The following is a 20,851-nucleotide window of genomic DNA, read 5'->3' as shown; positions in this document are numbered from 1 at the left end:
GCCATGTTCGAGACTTATCTCCATACAATGATCCTGATCCTGGACTCTACCGTCCGGCTGTCGACGCCATTGCTTCTGGCTTGTCTCGCGGGGCTCTATTCAGAGCGCTCAGGCATCGTTGACATCGGACTTGAGGGCAAGATGCTGGGCGCTGCCTTCGGAGCTGGCGCAGTCGGGTACATGACAGGAAACGCTTGGCTCGGACTGCTGGCAGGCATTGGTGTATCGATCTTTCTGGCCCTGCTGCACGGCTTTGCCTCCATCACCAATCGAGGCAACCAGATTGTCTCGGGCGTTGCGATCAATTTTCTGGCGGCGGGGCTGACGGCTCTCCTGGGTCAATCGTGGTTTCGTCAGGGTGGCCGGACACCTCCTCTGCCCAAAGAAGGCCGGTTTCAGGACATTGAACTTCCTTTTGCCGAACAGGTTGAAACGGTCCCTGTCATCGGCCCGATCTATTCTGAGCTCCTCTCAGGTCACAATATATTGGTGTATCTGGCCTTCGCGGCAGTTCCCCTGACTTGGTGGATCCTTTTCAGAACACGTTTCGGTCTGAGGCTGAGAGCTGTAGGCGAAAATCCGGCAGCGGTTGATACGGCAGGGATTTCGGTCGTCTGGCTGCGCTATCGCGCCGTGATCGCCTGCGGTATTTTGTGCGGAGTTGCTGGCAGCTACCTTTCGATCGCCCAATCCTCAGGGTTTATCAAGGACATGACGGCGGGACGTGGCTTCATCGCCCTTGCCGCTCTCATCTTTGCGAAGTGGAAGCCTGGAAATGCAATGTTGGCTTGCCTGCTCTTCGGCTTCCTTGATGCTGTTGCGATCCGGCTGCAGGGGCAGGAAATTCCCGGTATTGGCGATGTGCCTGTTCAGTTCTTCCAGGCTCTGCCCTACATCCTGACAGTGATCCTTCTCGCGGGTTTCATCGGCAAGGCCATTCCGCCCAAGGCCTCGGGCGTGCCCTATCTGAAGGAACGGACATGACGCAGATTCAAGATCTGTTCGACGCTGCGAAAGCAGCGCGCGAGAACGCTTATGCGCCTTATTCCAAGTTTAAGGTTGGGGCGGCACTACGCACGGAAGATGGCTTGATCTTCTCTGGCTGCAATGTCGAAAATGCGGCTTTTCCTGAAGGCGTTTGCGCGGAAGCCGGCGCGATCAGCGCCATGGTGTTGGGTGGAGGCAGCCAAATTTCCGAGGTTGTCGTCATCGCTGACGCTGCGCTTTGCACACCATGCGGTGGGTGCCGTCAGAAATTGAAAGAATTTGAAGGTCAGGGCATGACCATCCACGTGGCTGATCTCAATGAGATCAAGCAAAGCTTCACAATGGATGGACTGTTGCCTGCCGGGTTTCAACTTGAGGAAAAGGACTGACAACCCATGAGTGGTTATGGTCGTGAATGCGCCGACATCGTCCGCGCCGCCCGTCCGGGTTCCTATCGCATTGGCATGATCCTCGGCTCTGGCCTGGGATCTCTGGCCGACGAAGTGGAGGATGCGGTTCGCATCCCCTATTCCCACCTGACGGAATTCCCGATTTCCACGGTGACATCGCATTCAAGCGAATTGGTCGCCGGGACGTTGGCTGGCGTTCCAGTCGTAATTCTGTCGGGGCGTGCGCACTACTATGAAGGCGGCGATCCGACAGTGATGCGCACCCCGGTTGAAACTCTCAAGGAGTTGGGATGCGAGATCTTGCTGGCAACAAATGCGGCCGGATCTCTGCGGGAGGAAGTTGCTCCTGGTAGCCCGATGCTGATTTCCGATCACATCAACTGGTCTGGAAAAAATCCGCTGATCGGGGAAGAGGATGAGAAGCGTTTCCTCGACATGAGCTCCGCTTATGATCCGGATCTGCGCGCCGCAATGGCGAAAGTCGCCGAGGCGACGGGCTCTGCGGTGCCGGACGGGGTGTACATGTGGTTCTCTGGTCCGTCTTTCGAGACGCCCGCAGAGATCAGAATGGCGAAGACCCTCGGCGCTGATGCGGTCGGCATGTCAACCGTGCCAGAAGTTATCATCGCGCGGTTTCTCGGCATGCGGGTTGCCGCGATGTCAATCATCACCAACTACGGTGCGGGACTGCAGGCGCACGCCTTGTCCCATGACGAAACGAAGAGTGTCGCGCTCAAGGGCATGGACCGGATGAAACAGCTGGTTCGCGCCTTCGTGAAGGAAATCGGAAATGACTGATGCGCTCAAGGTAGCGACTGCCAAGCGAGCTTTGGGGTTGGTTGACCTGACCAATCTCAACGACGATTGCACTGCAGCGGATATCACTGCCCTCTGCAAGCGAGCGGTCACGGATTATGGCCATGTGGCTGCGATCTGTATCTGGCCGCGTTTTGTCGAGCAGGGTGTTGCCGAGCTGACGGGCACAGGCGTCAAGGTCGCCACCGTCGTCAACTTCCCTGATGGTGGTGTTGAAACATCAAGCGTTGTCGCTGAAACCGAGCAGGCTATTCGCGACGGCGCCGACGAGATCGACCTGGTGATGCCCTACAAGGCGTTTATGGATGGGCGAAAAGGATTTGCGGAAGAGCAGATCATTCGCGTCAAGGCCGCGATCCCGGCCCCCGCGATCCTCAAGGTTATTCTCGAAACCGGTGAGATCAAGGACCCCCTCCTGATTCACATGGCCTCCGAAATTGCGATCATTGCGGGAGCGGACTTTATCAAGACGTCAACCGGCAAGGTTCCGGTCAACGCGACGCTGGAAGCCGCCGAAGTCATGCTCACCGTGATTGAGGAAACACGACGCGACGTGCTGAAGGACGTAGGCTTCAAACCTGCCGGCGGCATTCGTACCGTCGATGACGCAGCTGCTTATCTGGCCCTCGCGGACAGAATCCTTGGTTCGAACTGGCCGTCTGCCGCAACTTTCCGCTTTGGCGCAAGTGGCCTTCTGGATGCGCTGCTCGGTGCCATCAATGGATCTGATGCTGCTGCAGGAGAAGGGTACTGATCATGCTGCCGCAGGAAATCATCCGGAAAAAACGTGATGGGGGTGAGCTGAGCCCTGAGGAAATTTCCTTTTTCGTGCGCGGACTCGCCGATGGCAGCGTGACCGAAGGTCAGGTAGCTGCGCTTGCGATGGCGGTCTTCTTTCAAAGGATGAGCGTCGACGAACGTGTTGCACTGACCCTTGGCATGCGGGACAGCGGTGACGTCATGGATTGGTCGGATATTCAGGCGCCGGTTCTCGACAAGCATTCGACAGGCGGCGTTGGTGACAACGTCTCCCTCATGCTTGCGCCAGCGCTTGCCGCCTGCGGCGCGGCAGTGCCCATGATTTCGGGCCGAGGTCTTGGGCACACGGGCGGAACGCTCGATAAGTTCGATACCATCCCCGGCTATCAGACGCAGCCGGACAACGAGCTTTTTCACAAGGTTGTCAAGGAAGTCGGCTGCGCCGTCATTGGCCAGACCGGTAATCTCGCACCCGCCGACAAGCGCTTCTATGCCATCCGCGATGTCACCGGCACGGTCGAAAGCCTGGACCTCATCACCGCGTCCATTCTCTCCAAGAAACTGGCTGCTGGTCTGCAGGGCTTGGTCCTCGACGTGAAATGGGGGACGGGTGCCTTTATGGCGACGCTCGACGAGGCAAGGGCTCTGGCGGAAAGCCTCGTCCTTGTCGCCAATGGCGCAGGGCTGAAGACCACGGCGCTTCTGACCGATATGAACGAACCACTTGCATCCGCGGCTGGCAATGCGGTTGAGGTCCAAAATGCGGTGGACTTCCTGAAGGGCACAGCGATAGACAACCGTCTGTGGGACGTGACGGTTGCTCAGGGTGGCGAGCTTCTGGCGACCGGCGGGTTGGCGCAAACGGCTGAGACCGGCTCGGATCTGATGCGAGAAGCCTTCGAGAGCGGTCGGGCCGCAGAGGTTTTTGCCAAAATGGTATCTGCCCTGGGTGGTCCGAACGACTTTATGGAGAAATCCGAAATCTACCTTCCCAAGGCCCCGGTCACGGCTCCTGTCTATCCATCACAAGATGGCGTCGTCACTCATATCGATGCGAGAGCGGTCGGTGTCGCGGTGGTCGAGCTTGGGGGTGGTCGCAAGGCTGCCGCGGACATCATCGACCCGGCGGTCGGGCTCACTGATCTGGCCGGTGTCGGACATCGCGTTGACGCGGACGCACCGATTGCACTTGTTCACGCATCTGATGAGGGTGCAGCGGAACGGGCCGCAATCGCACTCCGGAACGCCTATCGCATCGGAGACGCAATGGAGGTTCCCGACCGCCCAAGTGTCGTCGATCGCATCGCGCCCTAAAGACGCCAGGCGTAGTGGTGACCGGCAACGGTCGAATGACAGGCCTGAAATGGCCAAGAACAAGGTTGCCTGAAGCAACTGCAAAGAAGAGGGAACCCGCATGTCACGTGCGATACTGTGTGTCCTGGACAGTTTCGGGATCGGTGGCGCGCCAGACGCTGAACGCTTCGGCGACGCCGGTTCTGACACGCTCGGCCATATCGCGGAAGCCTGCGCCAGAGGTGAAGGCGATCGTGAGGGCTTGCGCGAGGGGTCACTCCATCTACCGAATCTGGACAGGCTCGGCCTTGGTCGTGCTTCTAAGCTGTCCAACGGAATTGCCGCGCCCGGCCTCGACTTTGCGGGCGAGCCCGATGGCATCTGGGGCTGCGCGGCGGAGGTCTCCAACGGCAAGGATACGCCATCAGGACACTGGGAAATCGCGGGCGTGCCGGTGCGCTTTGACTGGGGGTATTTTTCAGACACTGTTCCAACCTTCCCTGAGGCCTTGATCAGCGAAGTGATTGAACGCGGCGAGATACCCGGTGTTTTGGGCAATAAACACGCGTCTGGCACGGTGATCATTCAGGAATTGGGTGAGGAGCATCTTCGGACCGGCAAGCCGATCTTCTATACCTCCGCCGATTCCGTCATCCAGATTGCAGCCCACGAAGAACACTTCGGGCTGGAGCGGCTATATGCCCTGTGCGAACTGACCCGTGAGATTTTGGATCCCTACAATATTGGCCGCGTGATCGCCCGGCCATTCGTAGGCACCTCCGCGCAGGACTTCGTTCGCACACCCAATCGCCGGGATTATTCCGTGCTGCCGCCAGAGCCAACGCTTCTGGATCGCCTCGCTGATCAGGGGCGCAGCGTGTTCGGCGTCGGCAAGATATCCGATATTTTCGCCCATCAGGGTGTCAGCAAGGTCCTGAAGGGCGCCGGCAACGACGAACTTTTTGACAAGACCTTGGAAGCGATGGCCTTGGCGAAAGATGGCGATCTCGTCTTTTCCAATTTCATCGACTTCGATTCTCTCTATGGCCACCGGCGCGACGTGCCAGGGTATGCAGCGGCCCTTGAGCATTTTGACCAGCGTTTGCCTGAAATGATTGCGCAATTACGGGAAGGTGATCTCTTGATCCTGACCGCTGATCATGGTTGCGATCCAACCTGGCAGGGCACGGATCATACGCGCGAGCATATCCCGGTGATCGGAACGGGGCCGGGTATCGAGGGTCGGTCGATCGGGGTGCGTTCGACCTTCGCTGATATCGGCGAGAGCATTGCCCTGCATCTGGGCATTGCGCCTGGCGCTCACGGCACGAGTTTTCTCTGAACTTCGACAATCCCGGTAAAATCCGAGCTGACGTCGAATCGAAATTCATGACAGCATGTGGTTTCTCGGCCGGGAAATTCATGGATCATGGATGCAGGCGGTCAACGAACTGGCGACAGCGAGAACATGATCAACAAGATGTCGGTGCCCAAGGCTGAATTGCATTGCCACATAGAGGGTGCAGCGCCGCCGTCTCTGGTGGTGCGCCTAGCCGACAAATATCAGGTCGACGTTTCGTCGATCATCAACGGCAATGGCAAATACGTCTGGTCGGATTTCACCAGCTTCCTTCAAGCCTATGATCTTGCAAGTTCTGTTTTCAAGACGCCGGCAGACTATGCTCTCTTGAGTGAAACCTATTTCCGCATGTTGTCAGCGGAAGGCGCGATTTACGGCGAGATCTTTATTTCTCCCGATCATGCGCAGGCCGCAGGTCTTTCCTATCGCTCTTACGTCGAAGGCCTCGCTGCCGGAATCGGGCGGGCCAAAGAGGAAACCGGGATCGAAGGCCGAATGATCGCAATCGGTGTTCGACACTTCGGTGCTGCGTCTGTCGAGCGTGTCGCCAAGGAAGTGATCGGCAATCCTCATCCGATGGTCACGGGATTTGGGCTGGCGGGCGATGAGCGTGAGGGGCATCCGGCGAATTTTGCCAAGGCGTTCAGAATGGCCGGAGAGGCCGGTCTCGGTTTGACGGCACACGCCGGCGAATTTGGAGGCCCGAACAGCATCGTCGCCGCGCTCGAGTTCTTGCGGGTCAAGCGTTTGGGACACGGCGTGCGGGCAATCGAGGACAAGGAACTGGTCAAGCGCCTTGTTGATGAAAGCGTGGTTCTAGAGGTCTGCCCAGGCTCAAACCTCGCGCTCGGTGTCTACTCGGTGCTCAGGTTTCACCCGATCAACCTGCTGCGCCGGGCAGGTGTCCGCGTGACGTTGAACTCCGACGACCCTCCGTTCTTTCACACCACGCTCGGCAAGGAATATGCGAGCGTCTCCAAGACATTTGGCTGGAGCTTCGAAGACCAGATGGAGATCACCAGAAACGCTATCGCAGCAGCGTTTTGTGATCACGCGACGAAGCAACGTCTTCTGGTCAGGTTGGACAGCGCGGCCGTCTCCTGATCGACGGGCGGATCGTTAATTGCTCGGCTTTGTCTCGAGGTCTTCCTCGTCGGCGCGATCTTCCAGCTCGTCCTGATCTGTCCGAGGATCGAGCAGAGACGTCTCCGGTGTGCTCAAACGCCCAGTCGAGACGACGGGGACAAAATCGGTCTTCTCATCTGTATCCAGAGTCGCGCGCTGCGTCATGCGCCAGATCGCAAAGAGGATCATGCTGAGGTGTGCAGCAGCGGTGACCTGAAAGAGGGCTCCTGGGTAGGTTGCTGTCATCAGCCCGGCGGCCGCAAGTGGTCCAATCATGGTGCCCGTGCCGAAAATCAACAACAGACCGCCGCTGGTTTTGAGGAAGTCTCCCGGGTCCGCATGGTCACTCGCATGCGCAACGATCACCGGGTACATGGAATAGATTGTCCCGCCAAACGCAGCGACCAAGGCGATGGTCAGCCCCGTGTCGTAGTCACCGAAGAGAGACAGGCTCGTACCGATACCCATGGCCATCAAGGCCACGGAGACGAGCACGATCCGTCGATCGAGGCGATCCGAAACATATCCGATCGGAATCTGGATAATGGCTCCAATCAAGAGCGCCAAGGACATCATGATCGCGATGTCCGACACCTCGAGGCCGATACGGCGGCCATAGACGGCCCCAAGCGTTCCGAAGGCGCCGTTTGATATGCCGACAAGGAAAATCGCGACGACCGCGATCGGGGAATTTTTCCAAAGCAGTTTTAGATCAAGCCTTGCCTGGGTCAGCGGTGCTGGTGTCATCGCGGTCGAAAGCGCGGTGGGCAGAAGGGCTAGGGAATAGATGATGGAGCCGAGCACAAAGAACAGGTAGCCGTTTGGATCGCCGAGCGTCAGGAGCATCTGGCCGATCGTGGTCGCGCCGAGGTTGATCATGGTGTAAATGCCGAAGATCTTGCCACGCGTTTCATTGGTGGCACGCTCATTCAGCCAGCTCTCAACGATCATTGCAGCGCCTGCGAAACAGAAGCCGGACAATGAGCGGAGAAGCACCCAGGTAAATGGATGGAGCAGCAACAGGTTGAGAAGCAGGGTGATACCTGCAAGAGAAGCCAGGACGCCAAACGTCCGAATATGTCCGACACGCTGGACGATCAGTGGAACGCAAAGGCACCCGGCCATATACCCAAGGGCCCATCCTGCGCCGAGCAAGCCGAGCGATGAATCTGAAAACCCTTCTGCAAGGCCGCGAACCGGCAGCAATAGGCCATGCAGCCCGCCCGCAAGCAACAGCAATGCGGAACCGGTCAGAAGGGCTGCGATCGAAAAGACTGTCGACATCGTGTCTCAACAAGTTGGCGGTCGACTTAGACCGGCGTAGGCAAGATGGCGCGCATTAAACTCTCGCAATCAAAAACACCAGAGAATAAATAACTGCCGCAATTGAGCGCTCCGATCCTTTGGAGTATCAGCCAAAACCATCATATTGTTGTTTAAGCCGCTGGAATAAGAAAAGTTCCATAGCTACCGGTGCATTTGGCGAATCCGCAAATCGATCGCGTGGTCAGCGGCATCAAAACAGAGTTCGTGAAAGTTGATTGATTTATGAATGATAGCAACGCGGTCTCTGCGGCTGTTTCAATATTGAGTGTTGAAACAATAGGTGTTCGAACACAGCAGATTTTACAGGCGGCATACGATGGCGAGATCAGCGGATTGCGCATTTGCCCTGAGCGCCTGCAGACCGCCGTTGACTGGGCTTCTGCCGAGATCGAAAAAAACCATCCGGATCACCAGATTCCGCCGCTCGGATGTTGGCGCCAGTTCGAGGCGGGGGCGATGGACCGGTGGGGTATGCTCGCTGGAGCCCGAGGCTTTCAATCCGCTGAGGAAATGCTGAGATCAGCCGGCGACCTGGCAGTCCTGTCGGCTGTCATGGATGTTGCGCTGCGACCGGGATGGACATTTGTCGAGCCGATCTCAGGTCATGCCTTTGACGGCGCGTTGGGGCGTGCACTGGCCGCCCTGACAATGTTCGCCGCGGGGACATTTTCTGCAGAGCCGGATGATCCATTGCGTGTCGATGCACATGCGATGATCCGTCTCGAAGAAGCAGAGATTGCTGCCGGCCTTCAGCTGAGTGAGTTAGACGATAGCAGTGAAATTTCTCAGCTGACGGCATTGTTGCGGCGGCTTGGTGAGACAATCGGGCTGCGTCCTGATCTGTTTGAATTGAACGATGAAGTTCGCCCCGGCTGCTTGCTGCAAAGTCTGAGCACCCAGTCGACTGACGGCGTTCTGCATGCACCAGACATCGTCGATGGCTTGCTCGATGGTTTGTCACCCCTTTGGCAGGGCGGTGCAATGTTGGATGAGGTCATCCTCGGCGACACGTGGCGGCACACAAGTTCGGTGAAGGCCATGGTTGCGTCGGATTTGGTGCCGTTTCATCTGCCAGCTTTGGCAATCTTTTACAGTTTCATCGAACCCTTGGCCTGGGTCAGCCTCTCCGTTGACGATCTCGAAGCGATACCGGGTCTAGCCAATCTTGAGCACGCTGCCCTGCTCCTGGCGTGCGGTGCGATTGAGTTCGAAACTGATACGCCCGAGACTTCGGAGAAGCAGGCAGTGGAGCTGCGGGCAATAACCCTCGGCCTCTTGTGCGAGCTTGCCAAAAGACTGCGGTCCGAGCTGGATGCGGATGAAACATCGTTGCCACTGACCTGCGTTCAGGAAGGTGGGACGCTTCCCGCCGGAAGGGCAATTGCACGGGAAAATCCCGACGCATGGCGCAGAGCGTCAAAAATCCTCGGCGGCGGGGGTGTTTTTTGGCTACCTTTCAGGGCATAGCACTTCAAACTGTTCTGAACGGCACAGGCCCATCATCTTGGGCCCCCAAACCAAAGAGGCAAACATGTCCGGAGCCACAATCGTCGATCATCCGCTGGTCCAGCACAAGCTGACAATCATGCGTGACAAGGGAACCTCCACACAGGGCTTCCGCCGTCTGCTGCGCGAGATATCGCTTCTGCTGTGCTATGAGGTGACACGCGACCTGCCGGTGGTGAACCAGACGATCGAGACGCCGATTTGTGAAATGCAGGCACCGACGCTCGCCGGTAAAAAGCTGGTCTTTGCGTCCGTCCTGCGGGCAGGCAATGGCCTGCTTGAAGGTATGCTGGATCTGGTGCCGTCCGCGCGCGTGGCGCATATCGGACTTTATCGTGACCCCGACACGCTGCAGCCGGTTGAATACTATTTCAAGGCACCCGAAGACCTGAACGAGCGCCTGGTGATCGTGGTCGATCCGATGCTTGCGACGGCCAATTCGGCCATTGCCGCTGTTGAAAAGCTGAAGCAGCGCGGTGCCAACAATATACGTTTCTTGTGCCTCCTTGCAGCGCCGGAAGGTGTCGCCAAGTTCATCGATGCGCACCCGGATGTTCCGGTGTTTACCGCCTCTATCGACGAGAAGCTGAACGATCACGGCTACATCGTGCCGGGTCTTGGCGATGCGGGCGACCGGATGTACGGCACCAAGTAAGTCGCTCAAGCTATCGAGTTGAGGCGCTCGGATCCGTCCGGGCGCCTTTTCTGTTTGTGCTGGCACCGTGTTGGTTCGTATCGTGTGAATGATGGTTCGGAGGGGAGGGGCGACAATGATCACCGTATTTGGATCAATCAATCTGGATCTGGTCGTTGCAGTGCCAAGGCTTCCCGAACGCGGTGAAACGGTCATCGGGCCCGACCATCAGGCCTTTCCTGGCGGAAAAGGCGCAAATCAGGCTTTGGCTGCTCGGCGTGCTGGAGCTGTGGTGCAAATGGTGGGCGCGGTTGGTCAAGATGCATTCGCGGCCCCTGCTTTGACCGGTCTGGATGACGCTGGGGTCAAGCTGGATACGGTTCGGCGGCTGGAGGGCGCGACAGGTCTTGCCTTCATCGGTGTCGAGGCGAGCGGTGAAAATCAGATCATTGTTGCCAGTGGTGTGAATACGCGCGTGTCAGCAGACTGGTTGCAGGCGACGCTGACACCTGAAGACATCTTGCTAATGCAAGGCGAGCTTCCGGAAGCTGAACTCATCTCGGCGATTGAGTTTGGGCGCGCTGCCGATGCAACGCTCATTTGGAACCCAGCGCCCGTACCAAGTCAAAAGTGTGCAGCTTTGGCCGGTGATGTTGACGTTCTTGTCGTCAATCGGGGCGAGGCGGAAGAATTGGCGGCGTTGCTGGGACTGCCATCCGAGCCGGAGGCATTCGCCAGCGCATTCTCCCAAAACGATGTGCTGGTCGTGGTGACGATGGGAGCGAACGGGATCTATGCGGGCAAGGGGTCACAGCGTTTTCGGATCAAGGCCCCGGCGGTCGACGTTCAAGATACGACGGGAGCCGGTGATGCTTTCTGTGGCGCGCTGGCCGCTGCCATTGACCGAGGAGATCAAACCGAAGCTGCATTGAAACAGGCAGTGGCTGCAGGCAGCCTGGCGTGTACTGTGACGGGCGCTCAATCAAGCGCGCCCAGCCAAAGTGATATCCAGAAACTTGCCGCCGAGCTCTAAAATTGAGCCGCCTTCACGTCGTGCTAAGGGGTCTTTGTTAGGTTCGCGGTTCGATTGGAAAATCCGGTTCACAGAGAAGCTTACCGACCAATGTGGCCTGTCTCGCTTATAATTTTGATTGTTGCTGCAACCGCTCTGATCGTCCCGCGTTTAGTGGATGGTGATGACATCCTGGGCCTTATCGAGATGGCCAAGGGCGGGCAGGAAGTTTCTTCGGCAGATGACACCGATAAAACAGGTTCAGGAAGGACACATAAAATCCAGGCGGGCGACAATGGACAATATATGACCGAGGCGCGGCTCAATGGGCGGTTTCTCGATATGCTGGTCGATACCGGCGCTTCCGCGGTTGTGTTGCCCGAACGTCAGGCCAAGAAGATTGGCATATTTCTGCAACCTTCCGATTATAACGTCCCTGTCCAGACTGCGAATGGTGCCACGCATGGTGCGCACTCTGTTGTCCGTGAACTGAAGTTGGGTCCAATCCGCTTGAAAAACATCGACGTGATTGTTCTGAAAGATGAGGCCCTGTCTGTCCCGCTGTTGGGAATGTCCGCCTTAGGGCGTCTCAAGGGTTTTGACATTTCGAATGACACCATGATCCTTGTTCAGTAAGGTCCCGTCATTCCTTAAACATGCCCTTTCCCAGCAATGGATTTGACCCGTTTTACCCCTAAGAGGTGAGTAATGTTTCCCAAGCCGCAGCCCATTCTTCAACCGAATACCTATGCCTACGAATCCTTGCCGATGGTCAAGCCAACGGGCTTCCGCGAATACGATGCGCGTTGGTTGTTCGAAAAAGAGATCAACCTGATGGGCATGCAGGCTCTTGGCATGGGCATTGGCACACTCATGCACGAGCGCGGCGTGCGGCCGGATATCGTCGTCGGGCATGACTTTCGCAGCTATTCCTCCGCGATCAAGATGGCTGTGATCAACGGATTGCTGGCTGCTGGCATCAATGTTCATGACATCGGTCTCGCGATGTCGCCAATGGCGTATTTCGCACAGTTCGCATTGGATGTGCCCGCGGTCGCGATGATCACCGCATCCCACAATGACAATGGCTGGACCGGTGTCAAAATGGGCATCAATCGTCCGCTGACCTTCGGCCCGGACGAAATGGGACGTCTGAAGGACATCGTGCTTGAAGCGGCATTCGACGCAAAGGGTGGTGGTAGCTATCGCTATGTTGAAGACTTTGCCGAGATCTACATCAAGGATCTTACCGACCGGCCAAAGCTGAAGCGCCCGATCAAGATCGTCGCGGCTTGTGGCAACGGCACGGCTGGTGCCTTCGCGCCGCGAATTCTGGAGGCCATTGGTGCGGAAGTGATCCCTCTCGACACCGAACTCGACCATAGCTTCCCGCGCTACAATCCAAACCCGGAAGACATGAAGATGCTTCATGCCATCCGCGACAAGGTGCTCGAAACCGAAGCCGAGGTCGGCCTTGGCTTTGACGGCGATGGCGATCGGTGCGGCGTTGTCGATAATGAAGGCGAAGAAATCTTCGCCGACAAGGTGGGCGTTATGCTGGCGCGCGACATTTCCGCTCTGCACCCCAATTCTCAGTTCGTTGTCGACGTGAAATCGACCGGTCTCTTCAATACCGATCCAGTCTTGAAAGCCAATGGCGCCAAGACCGACTACCACAAGACCGGCCATTCCTACATCAAGCGCCGGGTGACGGAGCTTGGCGCTATCGTCGGGTTTGAGAAGTCGGGACACTACTTCTTCAATGCACCCATCGGCCGCGGTTATGACGATGGTCTGGTGTCGGCGATCGCGATTCTCGACATGCTCGACAGGAATCCGGACAAGACAATGGCGGATCTCCGCCGCGACCTTCCCAAGACCTGGGGCTCACCGACGATGGCTCCGCATTGCGAAGACGAAATCAAATATGAGGTCGTCGACCGCGTCGTTGCACGGTTTAAGGACATGCAGGCGAAAGGCGAGAAGGTTGCCGGAAGCCCAATCACGGATCTGATCACTGTGAACGGCGTCCGAGTTGTCACCGATGATGGTACCTGGGGTCTCGTTCGGGCATCTTCCAACAAGCCGGAACTGGTCGTTGTTGTTGAAAGCCCTGCTTCCGAAGAGCGGCTCCATGCGATGTTCAAGGCGGTGGATACGGTCCTGCGCGAGAATCCGGAAGTGGGCGAGTACAATCAGACGCTCTAAAGCAGCGTGAGGTTAGCGGAGTGGAGGGCCAGCCCTCTACTCCTTTCGCGTCGGTCTGCGGGCAGGCGTCTTTTAAGAAAATCAGGAATGCAATGGCGACGATCCGGGACTTCGGGAGACTTCCAGATGGAACTGCGGTTCAGGAAGTCAGTCTGAAAAAAGGGCCACTTGAAGCCAAGGTCTTGACCTACGGCGCTATAATCCGGGACCTGGCCTTTAACGGCAAGACAGTTGTCCTGGGGTTTGAGGATCTGGAAAGCTACCTGCAGCACGACGCATTCTTCGGCGCCGTGGCGGGCCGGTGCGCAAACCGGATCTCGAATGGCCGGTTCGAGATTGACGGTCATGCCTATCAGTTGGTGCAGAACATTGAGGGCAAGCATCACCTCCATGGTGGCGATGTTGGCTTCGCCAACCGTGTCTGGTCATTGGAGCAGCATGACAAGGCAAGCGTCCTGCTGAAACTTGTCTCCGAAGACGGAGATGAAGGCTATCCAGGGCGTGTTGAAGTCTTGTGCCGCTACACCCTCACAGGCACCGGCGCGTTGCGGGTAAAATTCACCGCAACCACCGACAAGACAACGATCGTCAATGTGACCCAGCACAGCTATTTCAATCTTGCGGGCACGCCCGACATCCTGGACCATACGCTTGAGATTGCGGCCGATCGGTATCTGCCTGTTACGGATGAATTCGTTCCCTCAGGTGAGATCCGCAACGTTGAGTGGACTCCCTATGATTTCCGCGAAGGCCGGAAGTTGAGGAGGAAGGCATCCGAGACGGATGTGATCTTTGATCACAATTTCTGTCTGAGCGATGAGCCGCTTGATCAGGTTGCTTTTGCTGCTGCCCTCGAGGACCCGGAAGGCGACTGCCGCATGGAAGTCTGGACCACCGAGCCCGGTATTCAGCTTTACGATGGCTATAAGATTGAGACGACCTCTCCCGGTTTGCATGGGGCGGACTACGGTGCCTGTGCCGGGCTTTGCTTGGAAACGCAACGTTGGCCAGACAGCGTCAATCATGACAATTTCACTGGAGTGCTTTTGCATCCGGATGAGACTTACAACCACATCACCGAATTCCGTTTTTCCTGAGCGGTTTTGATTGGAAGGAACCGTCTCCTTGAAAACAATCTTTTCTCAGAACCAGCTCAAGCATGCTCCTGAACATGAAATTTCTGATGGTCAGTTAAAGCCGGCCGTCGAGATACCTGAGCGGGCTGAAATTGTCTTGCGCACTGTTCAAAGCCGTGAACTGGGGGAAGTGGTCGAGCCAAAGGATTTTGGCGAGAGACCGCTCGCCCGTGTTCATTCGCCAGACTACCTCGCGTTTATGGAGAGCTTCTGGGAGCGATGGACTGCGACCGGACGGAGTTCTGAAGCATTTCCCTTTGTGTGGCCGATACGGTCCTTGCGTGAAGACCCGGCGCCTGACCACATCGATGGCCTTTTGGGTCGATACTCCATGGATGCAGGCACGCCGATTGGCCCGCACACTTTTGAGGCCGCGAAAGCTGCAGCCAACACCGCGCTTACAGCAGCAGAAATGGTGCAGCAGGGTGAAAGAGCCGCATTTGGTCTTTGCCGCCCGCCCGGACATCATGCGGGGCACGATTTTTTCGGGGGCTACTGTTTTTTGAACAATGCGGCCATTTCCGCGCAATGGCTCAGAGATCATGGCGCTGACCGGGTTGCCATCCTCGATGTGGACTACCATCACGGCAACGGCACTCAGTCGATCTTTTACGATCGATCCGATGTGCTCTTCCTCTCCCTGCACGCCGATCCGAAAGTGGAATATCCATATTTCCTGGGCCATGAGGATGAAGCAGGCGAGAATGCCGGCAAGGGTTATACTCGCAACTGGCCGATGCCGCTTGGCACCAACTGGCGAGCTTATGAAGAAGCGCTTGATGACGCCTGTCGTTGGCTTCTGGTCTACAAACCTGACTACCTAATCGTCTCGCTTGGACTCGACTGCTTCGAAAAGGACCCGATCTCAGGGTTCAAGTTCGAAAGCGATGACTTTACCAAGCTTGGGCGGCGGCTTGCTCTCCTCGGTCTTCCAACGATTTTCCTCATGGAAGGTGGCTATGCCGTCGATGCTCTCGGCACCAATTGCGTGAATGTTCTGGAAGGTTTCGAGCGCGGTTGATCCAGGGGCGCTCAGACCGGCAGCCCCATCTCTCGGAGGTCCTGCCGGAGTTTATCGGCACCGGTGAAATGCAGAGCCGCCATCCCGGCTTCGCGGGCACCTGCGACGTTTTTCTCTGAATCGTCGATGAAGACGCATTCCGATGGAGTGATGGTATTTCTCGCAAAGAGAGCTTCATAGATGCGGAGGTCGGGTTTTAGAAGTCTCTCCTCGGCCGAGACGATGATGTCCCTGAAGGAGGTCTTGAGAAAGGGAAAGCGGTCCTGAGCTTCGGCAAACTTCTCCTGTGAGAAATTGGTGATCGCATAAAGCGGAACATCTGCCTTCTTCAAAGCCTCGAGAATGTCGACAGACCCTTGTATCGCACCTGGAACCATATCGTGCCAACGTGAAGAGTAAGCTTCGATAAGTTCGGCGTGTTCGGGGTGTTGGGAACTAAGTGATGAAACGGCCTCGTTCCAGCTTCGTCCCAAGTCCTGCTGGAGATTCCAATCCATCGAGCAGATCTCAGATAGAAAGAAATGCCGGGCTGCCTCGTCCGGGATCAGATCTCGGTAGAGGTGCTCAGGGTCCCATTCAACCAGAACATTTCCGACATCAAAAACGACTGTTGAAATGGCGGTGGTCATGAAAACTCCTGAATTTGCTATTGAGATGGCGATTAAATCTTTAAGCATCGATGCGTGCTTCGAAGCTAGGTACTAACCGATGGCAAAATTATGAAAATCAGAGTTTCTCTCTTTCTCGCGCTGACTGCACTGATCCTCTTGCCTGCCACGTCAAGCTGGGCTCAGCAGCAAGGACTGCAGAGACTGCGATTGGGGGTTGCGGTTGGTGCAGATGAAGCGATGCGAGAACGCATTGAGCCATTTCGTCTCTATCTGGAAGACGAGCTTGATATACCCGTTGATTTGTTCCTGATCGATACGCTCGGCGAACTTTCGGAAGCTCTTGTTAAAGGGGACATTGACTATGCACGCCTCTCGCCGGCGTCCTATGCCGCCGCCTTTACCCAATGTGCGTGCGTCGAGCCACTGGCGACCGCGCGCCCGGATCATTTTCCAGCCCGCTTCTATTCCGTACTGATTGTCAAATCGACAGATCAAAGCGCGACACTTTCAGATCTGAAGGGCGGCCGGCTGGGCGTTGGACAGCCAAATTCCATCTCCAGCTATAGGGTGCCGCTTTCGAACTTATTTGCTGAAGGCATTGATGTGCGCCAGCATTTTCGGACCAGCGTCAGGGTCAAGGACCCGGTCGAAGGTTTGCAGGCCGTGCTTGAAGAGAGAGTTGACGCGAGCTTGGGCTGGTCGACACTGTCTGGAAAGACGGAGACAGGTTACACGGCCGGGACCCTCAACGAGCTTTTCACGAGCGGGGCAGCCGGGCTGGACAAGTTGCAGATTGTCTGGCGCTCGCCCGCCATCCCCTACAACGCGCATGCGGTTCGAACGGATCTTCCTGATGAGCGAAAGCGTGCGCTTCGTGGTGCCTTGCTCGAACTGCGGGATGCATCTCCCGCGGCCTATTTTTCGATCGAGCCTGATTTTCCAGGGGGACTGGAGCCTGTTGTTCACGCTGACTACCGCGCCATGCTCAGGTCGTATGCTCCGGAATTTCAGGAAGTGCTCACGGTCAAACCCTAGAGGAACCGGGCTGTGTGCCGGCGGATCATGGCTTCCTCATTTGTCGGAATGACGAGCACGCTTACGCGAGAATCTGTGCTGGAAATGTCAGTCTCTCCTGCATCATTCTTGTCCGGGTCAATTTTCAATCCCAGCCAGTCCAGTTTTTCGCAAACGCGCTCCCTGATTGTAGTCGCGTTCTCCCCAATGCCGCCGGTGAAGACCAGGGTATCGAGACCGTTCAAGATGGCTGCCATCGCGCCAAGTTCGCGGCGTATGCGAAAAACGAAATAGTCGATCGCCTTGGCGGCTTCTGATGATGTGCTTTCGCTGAGCGCCCGCATGTCCTGGCTGATGCCTGAAAGACCCTTCAGTCCGGATTCTTTGTAAAGAAGGTCGGAGACGTCCTCAGGGCTCATGCCTTTGGTCGTCATGAGGTAGAGGACAACTCCGGGATCCAGCTGGCCGCAGCGGGTGCCCATTGGCAGACCATCGAGCGCGGTGAAGCCCATCGTCGAGCCGATGCTCTGTCCATTCTTGATCGCGCACATCGAGGCCCCGTTGCCCAGGTGAGCGACAACCAGACGACCATTGTGTGCGGAAGGGAGGCTTTCTTTGAGGTGCTGACAGATGTACTCGTAGGAAAGGCCGTGAAATCCGTAGCGACGGATCCCTTCATCATAGTAACAACCAGGTAGCGCGAATGTGTCGTTGACCCACGGATGGTGCCGATGGAACGCGGTGTCGAAACACGCGACCTGTATGGCCTGGGGGAACGCCGACTTGGCAGCGGTGACACCGGCTAGATTATGTGGTTGGTGCAGTGGCGCCAGCGGGATCAGGGTTTCGAGTTCTTCGAGCAGGGCGTCATCAATGACGCGCGGCCGCGAATGAAGGTGGCCACCATGAACGACCCTGTGGCCAACGGCGTCTATCCGGGCAAGACCGGTGAGATCTTTGAGATAGGACAGAAGCGCACCGAGCGCTGTCTTGTGCGATTGGCCAGTATCTGACGATAGCGCCTCGTCCCTGCAGGTTTCATCAGCACAGTTCTTGATGAAGATCCAGGGCTTGGCTCCGAGCCCCGTGACCTGGCCCTTAACCGTCTCGTTGTCTCCATCGTAGAGGTCGAATTTGATCGACGAAGAGCCTGAGTTCAGCACGAGGATAGTTGGATCGCTCATCTGCTCAGCCCTCGATCGGCTCAAGAGTTTCAACAGGATTGCCTGTCGCCTTCCAATGGTTGAACAACAGGGCCAAGGCGCAAGATGCGAGCCGTGCTCTGCTGTCGTCCGCCCGACTGGTGAGCATGATCGGCACCTTGGCGCCAATGACAAGGCCCGCTGCCTCCGCGTGGGCGATGAAGGTCAGCTCCTTTGCAAGCATATTGCCCGATTCCAGATTGGGTACGATGAGCACTTCTGCTCGCCCGGCAACGAGAGAGGTGATACCTTTTGTGCGTGCGGCCTGGACGTCGATCGCATTGTCCATCGCAAGCGGTCCATCGACGATGCCACCCCTGATCTGATTTCGCTCCGCCATTTTGGAAAGGATCGCTGCGTCGAGGCTGGACGGAATCGCTGGGTTGACGGTTTCGATCGCGGATAAAATACCGACCTTCGGCAAGGGCAGGCCAAGCGATAGAGCAGCGTCGATCGCATTTTGAGTGATGTCGACTTTGGTGTTGAGATCAGGAGCAATGTTGATGGCTGCGTCCGAGATCACCACGGGTGTCGCGCGGCCTGGAATGTCCATGACAAAAACATGGCTGATCCGCCGCTTTGTGCGAAGGCCACCGTCGCGCTTAACGATATGCCGCAGCAGGTCATCTGTGTGCAGATGTCCTTTCATGACAGCTTTGACTTTGCCCTCGTGAACCATTGCGACGGCTTTTGCCGCAGCCTCTGATTCATCTTCGATATCGATGAGGGAAAACGGAGAGAGGTCCTCCCCGATATCTTTGGCTGCAGCCTCGATGCGATCGCGCGCGCCGATCAAAATAGGCTCGATCAAGCCCTCTCTTGCTGCAAGAATTGCACCTTCCAGTGAACTTGCGTCATCGGGCGCAACGACCGCCGTTGGGAGAGCCGGTAGTGTTTTCGCGAGCGTGATCAGGCGGTTAAAATGCCGGTGTCGCTCAATCAGGAGCGCAGGGAGCTCCGACGCGTCAAATTCGATCTGTTGTTTGGGTGCGACAACCTCGGCCATGCCCGACGCCACAAGGTCTCCAGCTTCAGTGCTGACGGTGGTTTCGAGGTCGAGCATTTCATTGGGCTTTTTGGCGGTCACTTTGACCCGAACCGTCAGACTGTCACCCACCGCAACTCGGCGGTGAAACGTCAGGGTTTGCGTCCTGTAGACGGTTCCAGGCCCGGGCAGGATGTTTCCCAACACCGCGGATATCAAGGCGCCGACCCACATGGATGGGGCCAGAGGCGTGTCGACGACACCATCACCTGTCCAATCGGTATCCGGCAGATTGAGGGGGTTCCGGTTCCCGGACGCATGCGCGAAGATGAGCAGATCGTTGGTTGAGCATACGCGGGTGATTTCCGCACAATCACCGACCACAATCTGGTCAAATGTTTTATTCGTCGCCATTCTTGCCCTCGTCCATCTGCGTGGAGCGGCGCTCCAATCCGCACATCAATTTGCTGCAACGCAACGTAGATGCGAAGACACTAGCCGTCTTTTACGACGGATCAAATACGGGCAAATGGCTATGCGAGGGCTCAGTTGAAGGTGACTGAGGTCGACAATCTGGGTCTTAAAAAGTAGACGTCACCCATCGGAATGGTCGCAGCGCTGGGAAACAGGTTCTGCGCCAGGCTCGCGAACATCGGGATATATGTGTAGTTTGATTGTCCTACCACGAGTGACGTTCCGGCTTTTGCAACCGTGTCAGGGATATCGATCGGTGGTTCTGACCCGGTAGGCCAAGGCGTGCCTCCGTCTTGATCGACGCTCCAGTCGACTTCAGCATTGCCGTTACCATCGAAGCTGACACTTGCGATCGTGACAGACAACCTTGAGCTCTCGTAAGGGCTCATGATTGCGGACGCCGCAAGCATGATGTCAGCTGCTTCTGACGTCGAAATGGACTCGCTTTGGGCGACGAGATCGGCGACAGAGCTCGCAATCTGGCTGACTTTTCGATCTTGGTTCAAAGCACTGGTCGTCTCGGCCATCCCGATGAGCAGCAAGAGAAGGAACGGCAAGATGAGAGCGAACTCGACCGCAGCCACACCGGACCGATCAGCGGTAAACTGCGACGCTGTCTCTCTTCGCCGATTTCGTTCTCGCGCAGCTACCATGGGAAAGGCTCATTCCTGAAGATCACGGTCGAAAACAGCAGCCGCTCCATATTTCCTGTGTCGCCTGCATCTGTGCGAAGCATCGAGGTAAACATTGGCCATCTATAAACGACCCGCGCCACGACAATGTCACTCGCCGAACCGATCTCGAAGTCCGTATCTTCTTCAAGCTCTCCGTCTTCATCCAGAAGTGGCGTCAGGTCATCAAGGCCTGCGAAATCGCTATAGGTCTGAACATCGATGGTCAGCCTGGACATCTGGCAAAGAACGCCTGTCATGTTTGTGCAGACTTCGGTCTTAAAGGCAGCTGCGTCAAAGC

21 protein-coding genes are annotated in these 20,851 nt (G+C 56.8%); 15 read left to right on the top strand and 6 right to left on the bottom strand.

Annotated elements, in window-relative coordinates; translation table 11 throughout:
* Positions 1-3: 3 nt before the first annotated feature.
* The 7 genes from IG617_RS18760 to IG617_RS18730 all read left to right on the top strand — a co-directional run bounded on the left by IG617_RS18760 (position 4) and on the right by IG617_RS18730 (position 6,729).
* Positions 4-984 (top strand): ABC transporter permease, encoded by a 981-nt coding sequence (locus tag IG617_RS18760; protein WP_192110780.1) that lies wholly within the window; start codon positions 4-6, stop codon positions 982-984.
* Positions 981-1,376 (top strand): cytidine deaminase, encoded by a 396-nt coding sequence (gene cdd, locus IG617_RS18755; protein ID WP_192110779.1) that lies wholly within the window; start codon positions 981-983, stop codon positions 1,374-1,376. The genes IG617_RS18760 and cdd overlap by 4 nt, the downstream gene beginning before the upstream one ends.
* Positions 1,377-1,382: 6 nt before the next feature.
* Entirely contained in the window at positions 1,383-2,195 is an 813-nt protein-coding gene (locus tag IG617_RS18750) for a purine-nucleoside phosphorylase (RefSeq protein WP_192110778.1), read from the top strand.
* Positions 2,188-2,967, top strand: coding sequence for a deoxyribose-phosphate aldolase (deoC, locus tag IG617_RS18745; protein ID WP_192110777.1), 780 nt, complete (start codon positions 2,188-2,190; stop codon positions 2,965-2,967). The genes IG617_RS18750 and deoC overlap by 8 nt, the downstream gene beginning before the upstream one ends.
* A gap of 2 nt (positions 2,968-2,969) precedes the next feature.
* A complete protein-coding gene (deoA, locus tag IG617_RS18740; RefSeq protein ID WP_192110776.1) occupies positions 2,970-4,286 on the top strand; it encodes a thymidine phosphorylase in 1,317 nt (438 codons plus the stop codon).
* 100 nt (positions 4,287-4,386) lie between these two features.
* Entirely contained in the window at positions 4,387-5,607 is a 1,221-nt protein-coding gene (locus IG617_RS18735; protein WP_192110775.1) for a phosphopentomutase, read from the top strand.
* Between the two features lie 87 nt (positions 5,608-5,694).
* Positions 5,695-6,729, top strand: a complete 1,035-nt coding sequence (locus IG617_RS18730) for an adenosine deaminase (protein WP_420826158.1) — start codon at positions 5,695-5,697, stop codon at positions 6,727-6,729.
* A 15-nt stretch (positions 6,730-6,744) separates the two neighbouring features.
* On the opposite strand, the gene IG617_RS18725 is transcribed toward IG617_RS18730, so the two are convergent.
* A complete protein-coding gene (locus IG617_RS18725; RefSeq protein WP_192110774.1) occupies positions 6,745-8,034 on the bottom strand; it encodes an MFS transporter in 1,290 nt (429 codons plus the stop codon).
* 264 nt (positions 8,035-8,298) lie between these two features.
* On the opposite strand from IG617_RS18725, the gene IG617_RS18720 reads away from it, so the two are divergent.
* The 7 genes from IG617_RS18720 to IG617_RS18690 all read left to right on the top strand — a co-directional run bounded on the left by IG617_RS18720 (position 8,299) and on the right by IG617_RS18690 (position 15,593).
* Positions 8,299-9,543 carry a DUF1688 family protein gene (locus IG617_RS18720; RefSeq protein ID WP_254170628.1) on the top strand — a complete coding sequence of 415 codons (1,245 nt, stop codon included), beginning with the start codon at positions 8,299-8,301 and terminating at the stop codon, positions 9,541-9,543.
* A gap of 64 nt (positions 9,544-9,607) precedes the next feature.
* Positions 9,608-10,237, top strand: a complete 630-nt coding sequence (upp, locus tag IG617_RS18715) for a uracil phosphoribosyltransferase (protein WP_192110772.1) — start codon at positions 9,608-9,610, stop codon at positions 10,235-10,237.
* A 115-nt stretch (positions 10,238-10,352) separates the two neighbouring features.
* A complete protein-coding gene (locus tag IG617_RS18710; RefSeq protein WP_192110771.1) occupies positions 10,353-11,249 on the top strand; it encodes a ribokinase in 897 nt (298 codons plus the stop codon).
* 90 nt (positions 11,250-11,339) lie between these two features.
* A complete protein-coding gene (locus IG617_RS18705) occupies positions 11,340-11,864 on the top strand; it encodes a retropepsin-like aspartic protease family protein (protein ID WP_192110770.1) in 525 nt (174 codons plus the stop codon).
* A 72-nt stretch (positions 11,865-11,936) separates the two neighbouring features.
* A complete protein-coding gene (locus tag IG617_RS18700) occupies positions 11,937-13,436 on the top strand; it encodes a phosphomannomutase/phosphoglucomutase (RefSeq protein ID WP_192110769.1) in 1,500 nt (499 codons plus the stop codon).
* Between the two features lie 92 nt (positions 13,437-13,528).
* Positions 13,529-14,533 (top strand): aldose epimerase family protein, encoded by a 1,005-nt coding sequence (locus tag IG617_RS18695; protein WP_192110768.1) that lies wholly within the window; start codon positions 13,529-13,531, stop codon positions 14,531-14,533.
* Between the two features lie 28 nt (positions 14,534-14,561).
* Entirely contained in the window at positions 14,562-15,593 is a 1,032-nt protein-coding gene (locus IG617_RS18690) for a histone deacetylase family protein (RefSeq protein ID WP_192110767.1), read from the top strand.
* 11 nt (positions 15,594-15,604) lie between these two features.
* Here the strand turns inward: IG617_RS18690 and IG617_RS18685 are convergent, their stop codons facing one another.
* A complete protein-coding gene (locus tag IG617_RS18685) occupies positions 15,605-16,222 on the bottom strand; it encodes an HAD family hydrolase (protein WP_192110766.1) in 618 nt (205 codons plus the stop codon).
* Between the two features lie 90 nt (positions 16,223-16,312).
* Here IG617_RS18685 and IG617_RS18680 point away from each other — a divergent pair, with 90 nt between their 5' ends.
* Complete coding sequence (locus IG617_RS18680) at positions 16,313-17,239, top strand: phosphate/phosphite/phosphonate ABC transporter substrate-binding protein (RefSeq protein ID WP_192110765.1); 927 nt, start codon at positions 16,313-16,315, stop codon at positions 17,237-17,239.
* On the opposite strand, the gene IG617_RS18675 is transcribed toward IG617_RS18680, so the two are convergent.
* The 4 genes from IG617_RS18675 to IG617_RS21725 all read right to left on the bottom strand — a co-directional run bounded on the left by IG617_RS18675 (position 17,236) and on the right by IG617_RS21725 (position 20,810).
* Positions 17,236-18,402: an acetate/propionate family kinase gene (locus IG617_RS18675; protein ID WP_192110764.1), complete on the bottom strand. Its 1,167-nt coding sequence runs from the start codon at positions 18,400-18,402 to the stop codon at positions 17,236-17,238. The genes IG617_RS18680 and IG617_RS18675 overlap by 4 nt on opposite strands.
* 4 nt (positions 18,403-18,406) lie before the next feature.
* Positions 18,407-19,819 carry a bifunctional enoyl-CoA hydratase/phosphate acetyltransferase gene (locus IG617_RS18670; RefSeq protein WP_192110763.1) on the bottom strand — a complete coding sequence of 471 codons (1,413 nt, stop codon included), beginning with the start codon at positions 19,817-19,819 and terminating at the stop codon, positions 18,407-18,409.
* 131 nt (positions 19,820-19,950) lie between these two features.
* Positions 19,951-20,532, bottom strand: a complete 582-nt coding sequence (locus tag IG617_RS18665) for a TadE/TadG family type IV pilus assembly protein (protein ID WP_192110762.1) — start codon at positions 20,530-20,532, stop codon at positions 19,951-19,953.
* Entirely contained in the window at positions 20,526-20,810 is a 285-nt protein-coding gene (locus IG617_RS21725) for a hypothetical protein (RefSeq protein ID WP_254170665.1), read from the bottom strand. The genes IG617_RS18665 and IG617_RS21725 overlap by 7 nt, the downstream gene beginning before the upstream one ends.
* Positions 20,811-20,851: the final 41 nt, after the last annotated feature.

Origin of the sequence: Roseibium polysiphoniae (genome assembly GCF_014842925.1) — a bacterium.
GTDB lineage: Bacteria > Pseudomonadota > Alphaproteobacteria > Rhizobiales > Stappiaceae > Roseibium > Roseibium polysiphoniae.
Note: the sequence above shows the minus strand (reverse complement) of the source record. Positions and strands in the feature narration are given on the sequence as shown.

Bases quoted from the DNA above. Each gene is read 5' to 3' on its own strand.
- IG617_RS18685 (WP_192110766.1), bottom strand. From the start codon at position 16,222: ATGACCACCGCCATTTCAACAGTCGTTTTTGATGTCGGAAATGTTCTG.
- IG617_RS18665 (WP_192110762.1), bottom strand. From the start codon at position 20,532: ATGGTAGCTGCGCGAGAACGAAATCGGCGAAGAGAGACAGCGTCGCAG.
- deoA (WP_192110776.1), top strand. From the start codon at position 2,970: ATGCTGCCGCAGGAAATCATCCGGAAAAAACGTGATGGGGGTGAGCTG.
- IG617_RS18725 (WP_192110774.1), bottom strand. From the start codon at position 8,034: ATGTCGACAGTCTTTTCGATCGCAGCCCTTCTGACCGGTTCCGCATTG.
- IG617_RS18720 (WP_254170628.1), top strand. From the start codon at position 8,299: ATGAATGATAGCAACGCGGTCTCTGCGGCTGTTTCAATATTGAGTGTT.
- IG617_RS18735 (WP_192110775.1), top strand. From the start codon at position 4,387: ATGTCACGTGCGATACTGTGTGTCCTGGACAGTTTCGGGATCGGTGGC.
- deoC (WP_192110777.1), top strand. From the start codon at position 2,188: ATGACTGATGCGCTCAAGGTAGCGACTGCCAAGCGAGCTTTGGGGTTG.
- IG617_RS18760 (WP_192110780.1), top strand. From the start codon at position 4: ATGTTCGAGACTTATCTCCATACAATGATCCTGATCCTGGACTCTACC.
- IG617_RS18705 (WP_192110770.1), top strand. From the start codon at position 11,340: ATGTGGCCTGTCTCGCTTATAATTTTGATTGTTGCTGCAACCGCTCTG.
- IG617_RS18730 (WP_420826158.1), top strand. From the start codon at position 5,695: ATGGATGCAGGCGGTCAACGAACTGGCGACAGCGAGAACATGATCAAC.
- IG617_RS18670 (WP_192110763.1), bottom strand. From the start codon at position 19,819: ATGGCGACGAATAAAACATTTGACCAGATTGTGGTCGGTGATTGTGCG.
- IG617_RS18750 (WP_192110778.1), top strand. From the start codon at position 1,383: ATGAGTGGTTATGGTCGTGAATGCGCCGACATCGTCCGCGCCGCCCGT.
- IG617_RS18695 (WP_192110768.1), top strand. From the start codon at position 13,529: ATGGCGACGATCCGGGACTTCGGGAGACTTCCAGATGGAACTGCGGTT.
- IG617_RS18700 (WP_192110769.1), top strand. From the start codon at position 11,937: ATGTTTCCCAAGCCGCAGCCCATTCTTCAACCGAATACCTATGCCTAC.
- IG617_RS18710 (WP_192110771.1), top strand. From the start codon at position 10,353: ATGATCACCGTATTTGGATCAATCAATCTGGATCTGGTCGTTGCAGTG.
- IG617_RS21725 (WP_254170665.1), bottom strand. From the start codon at position 20,810: ATGACAGGCGTTCTTTGCCAGATGTCCAGGCTGACCATCGATGTTCAG.
- IG617_RS18675 (WP_192110764.1), bottom strand. From the start codon at position 18,402: ATGAGCGATCCAACTATCCTCGTGCTGAACTCAGGCTCTTCGTCGATC.
- cdd (WP_192110779.1), top strand. From the start codon at position 981: ATGACGCAGATTCAAGATCTGTTCGACGCTGCGAAAGCAGCGCGCGAG.
- upp (WP_192110772.1), top strand. From the start codon at position 9,608: ATGTCCGGAGCCACAATCGTCGATCATCCGCTGGTCCAGCACAAGCTG.
- IG617_RS18680 (WP_192110765.1), top strand. From the start codon at position 16,313: ATGAAAATCAGAGTTTCTCTCTTTCTCGCGCTGACTGCACTGATCCTC.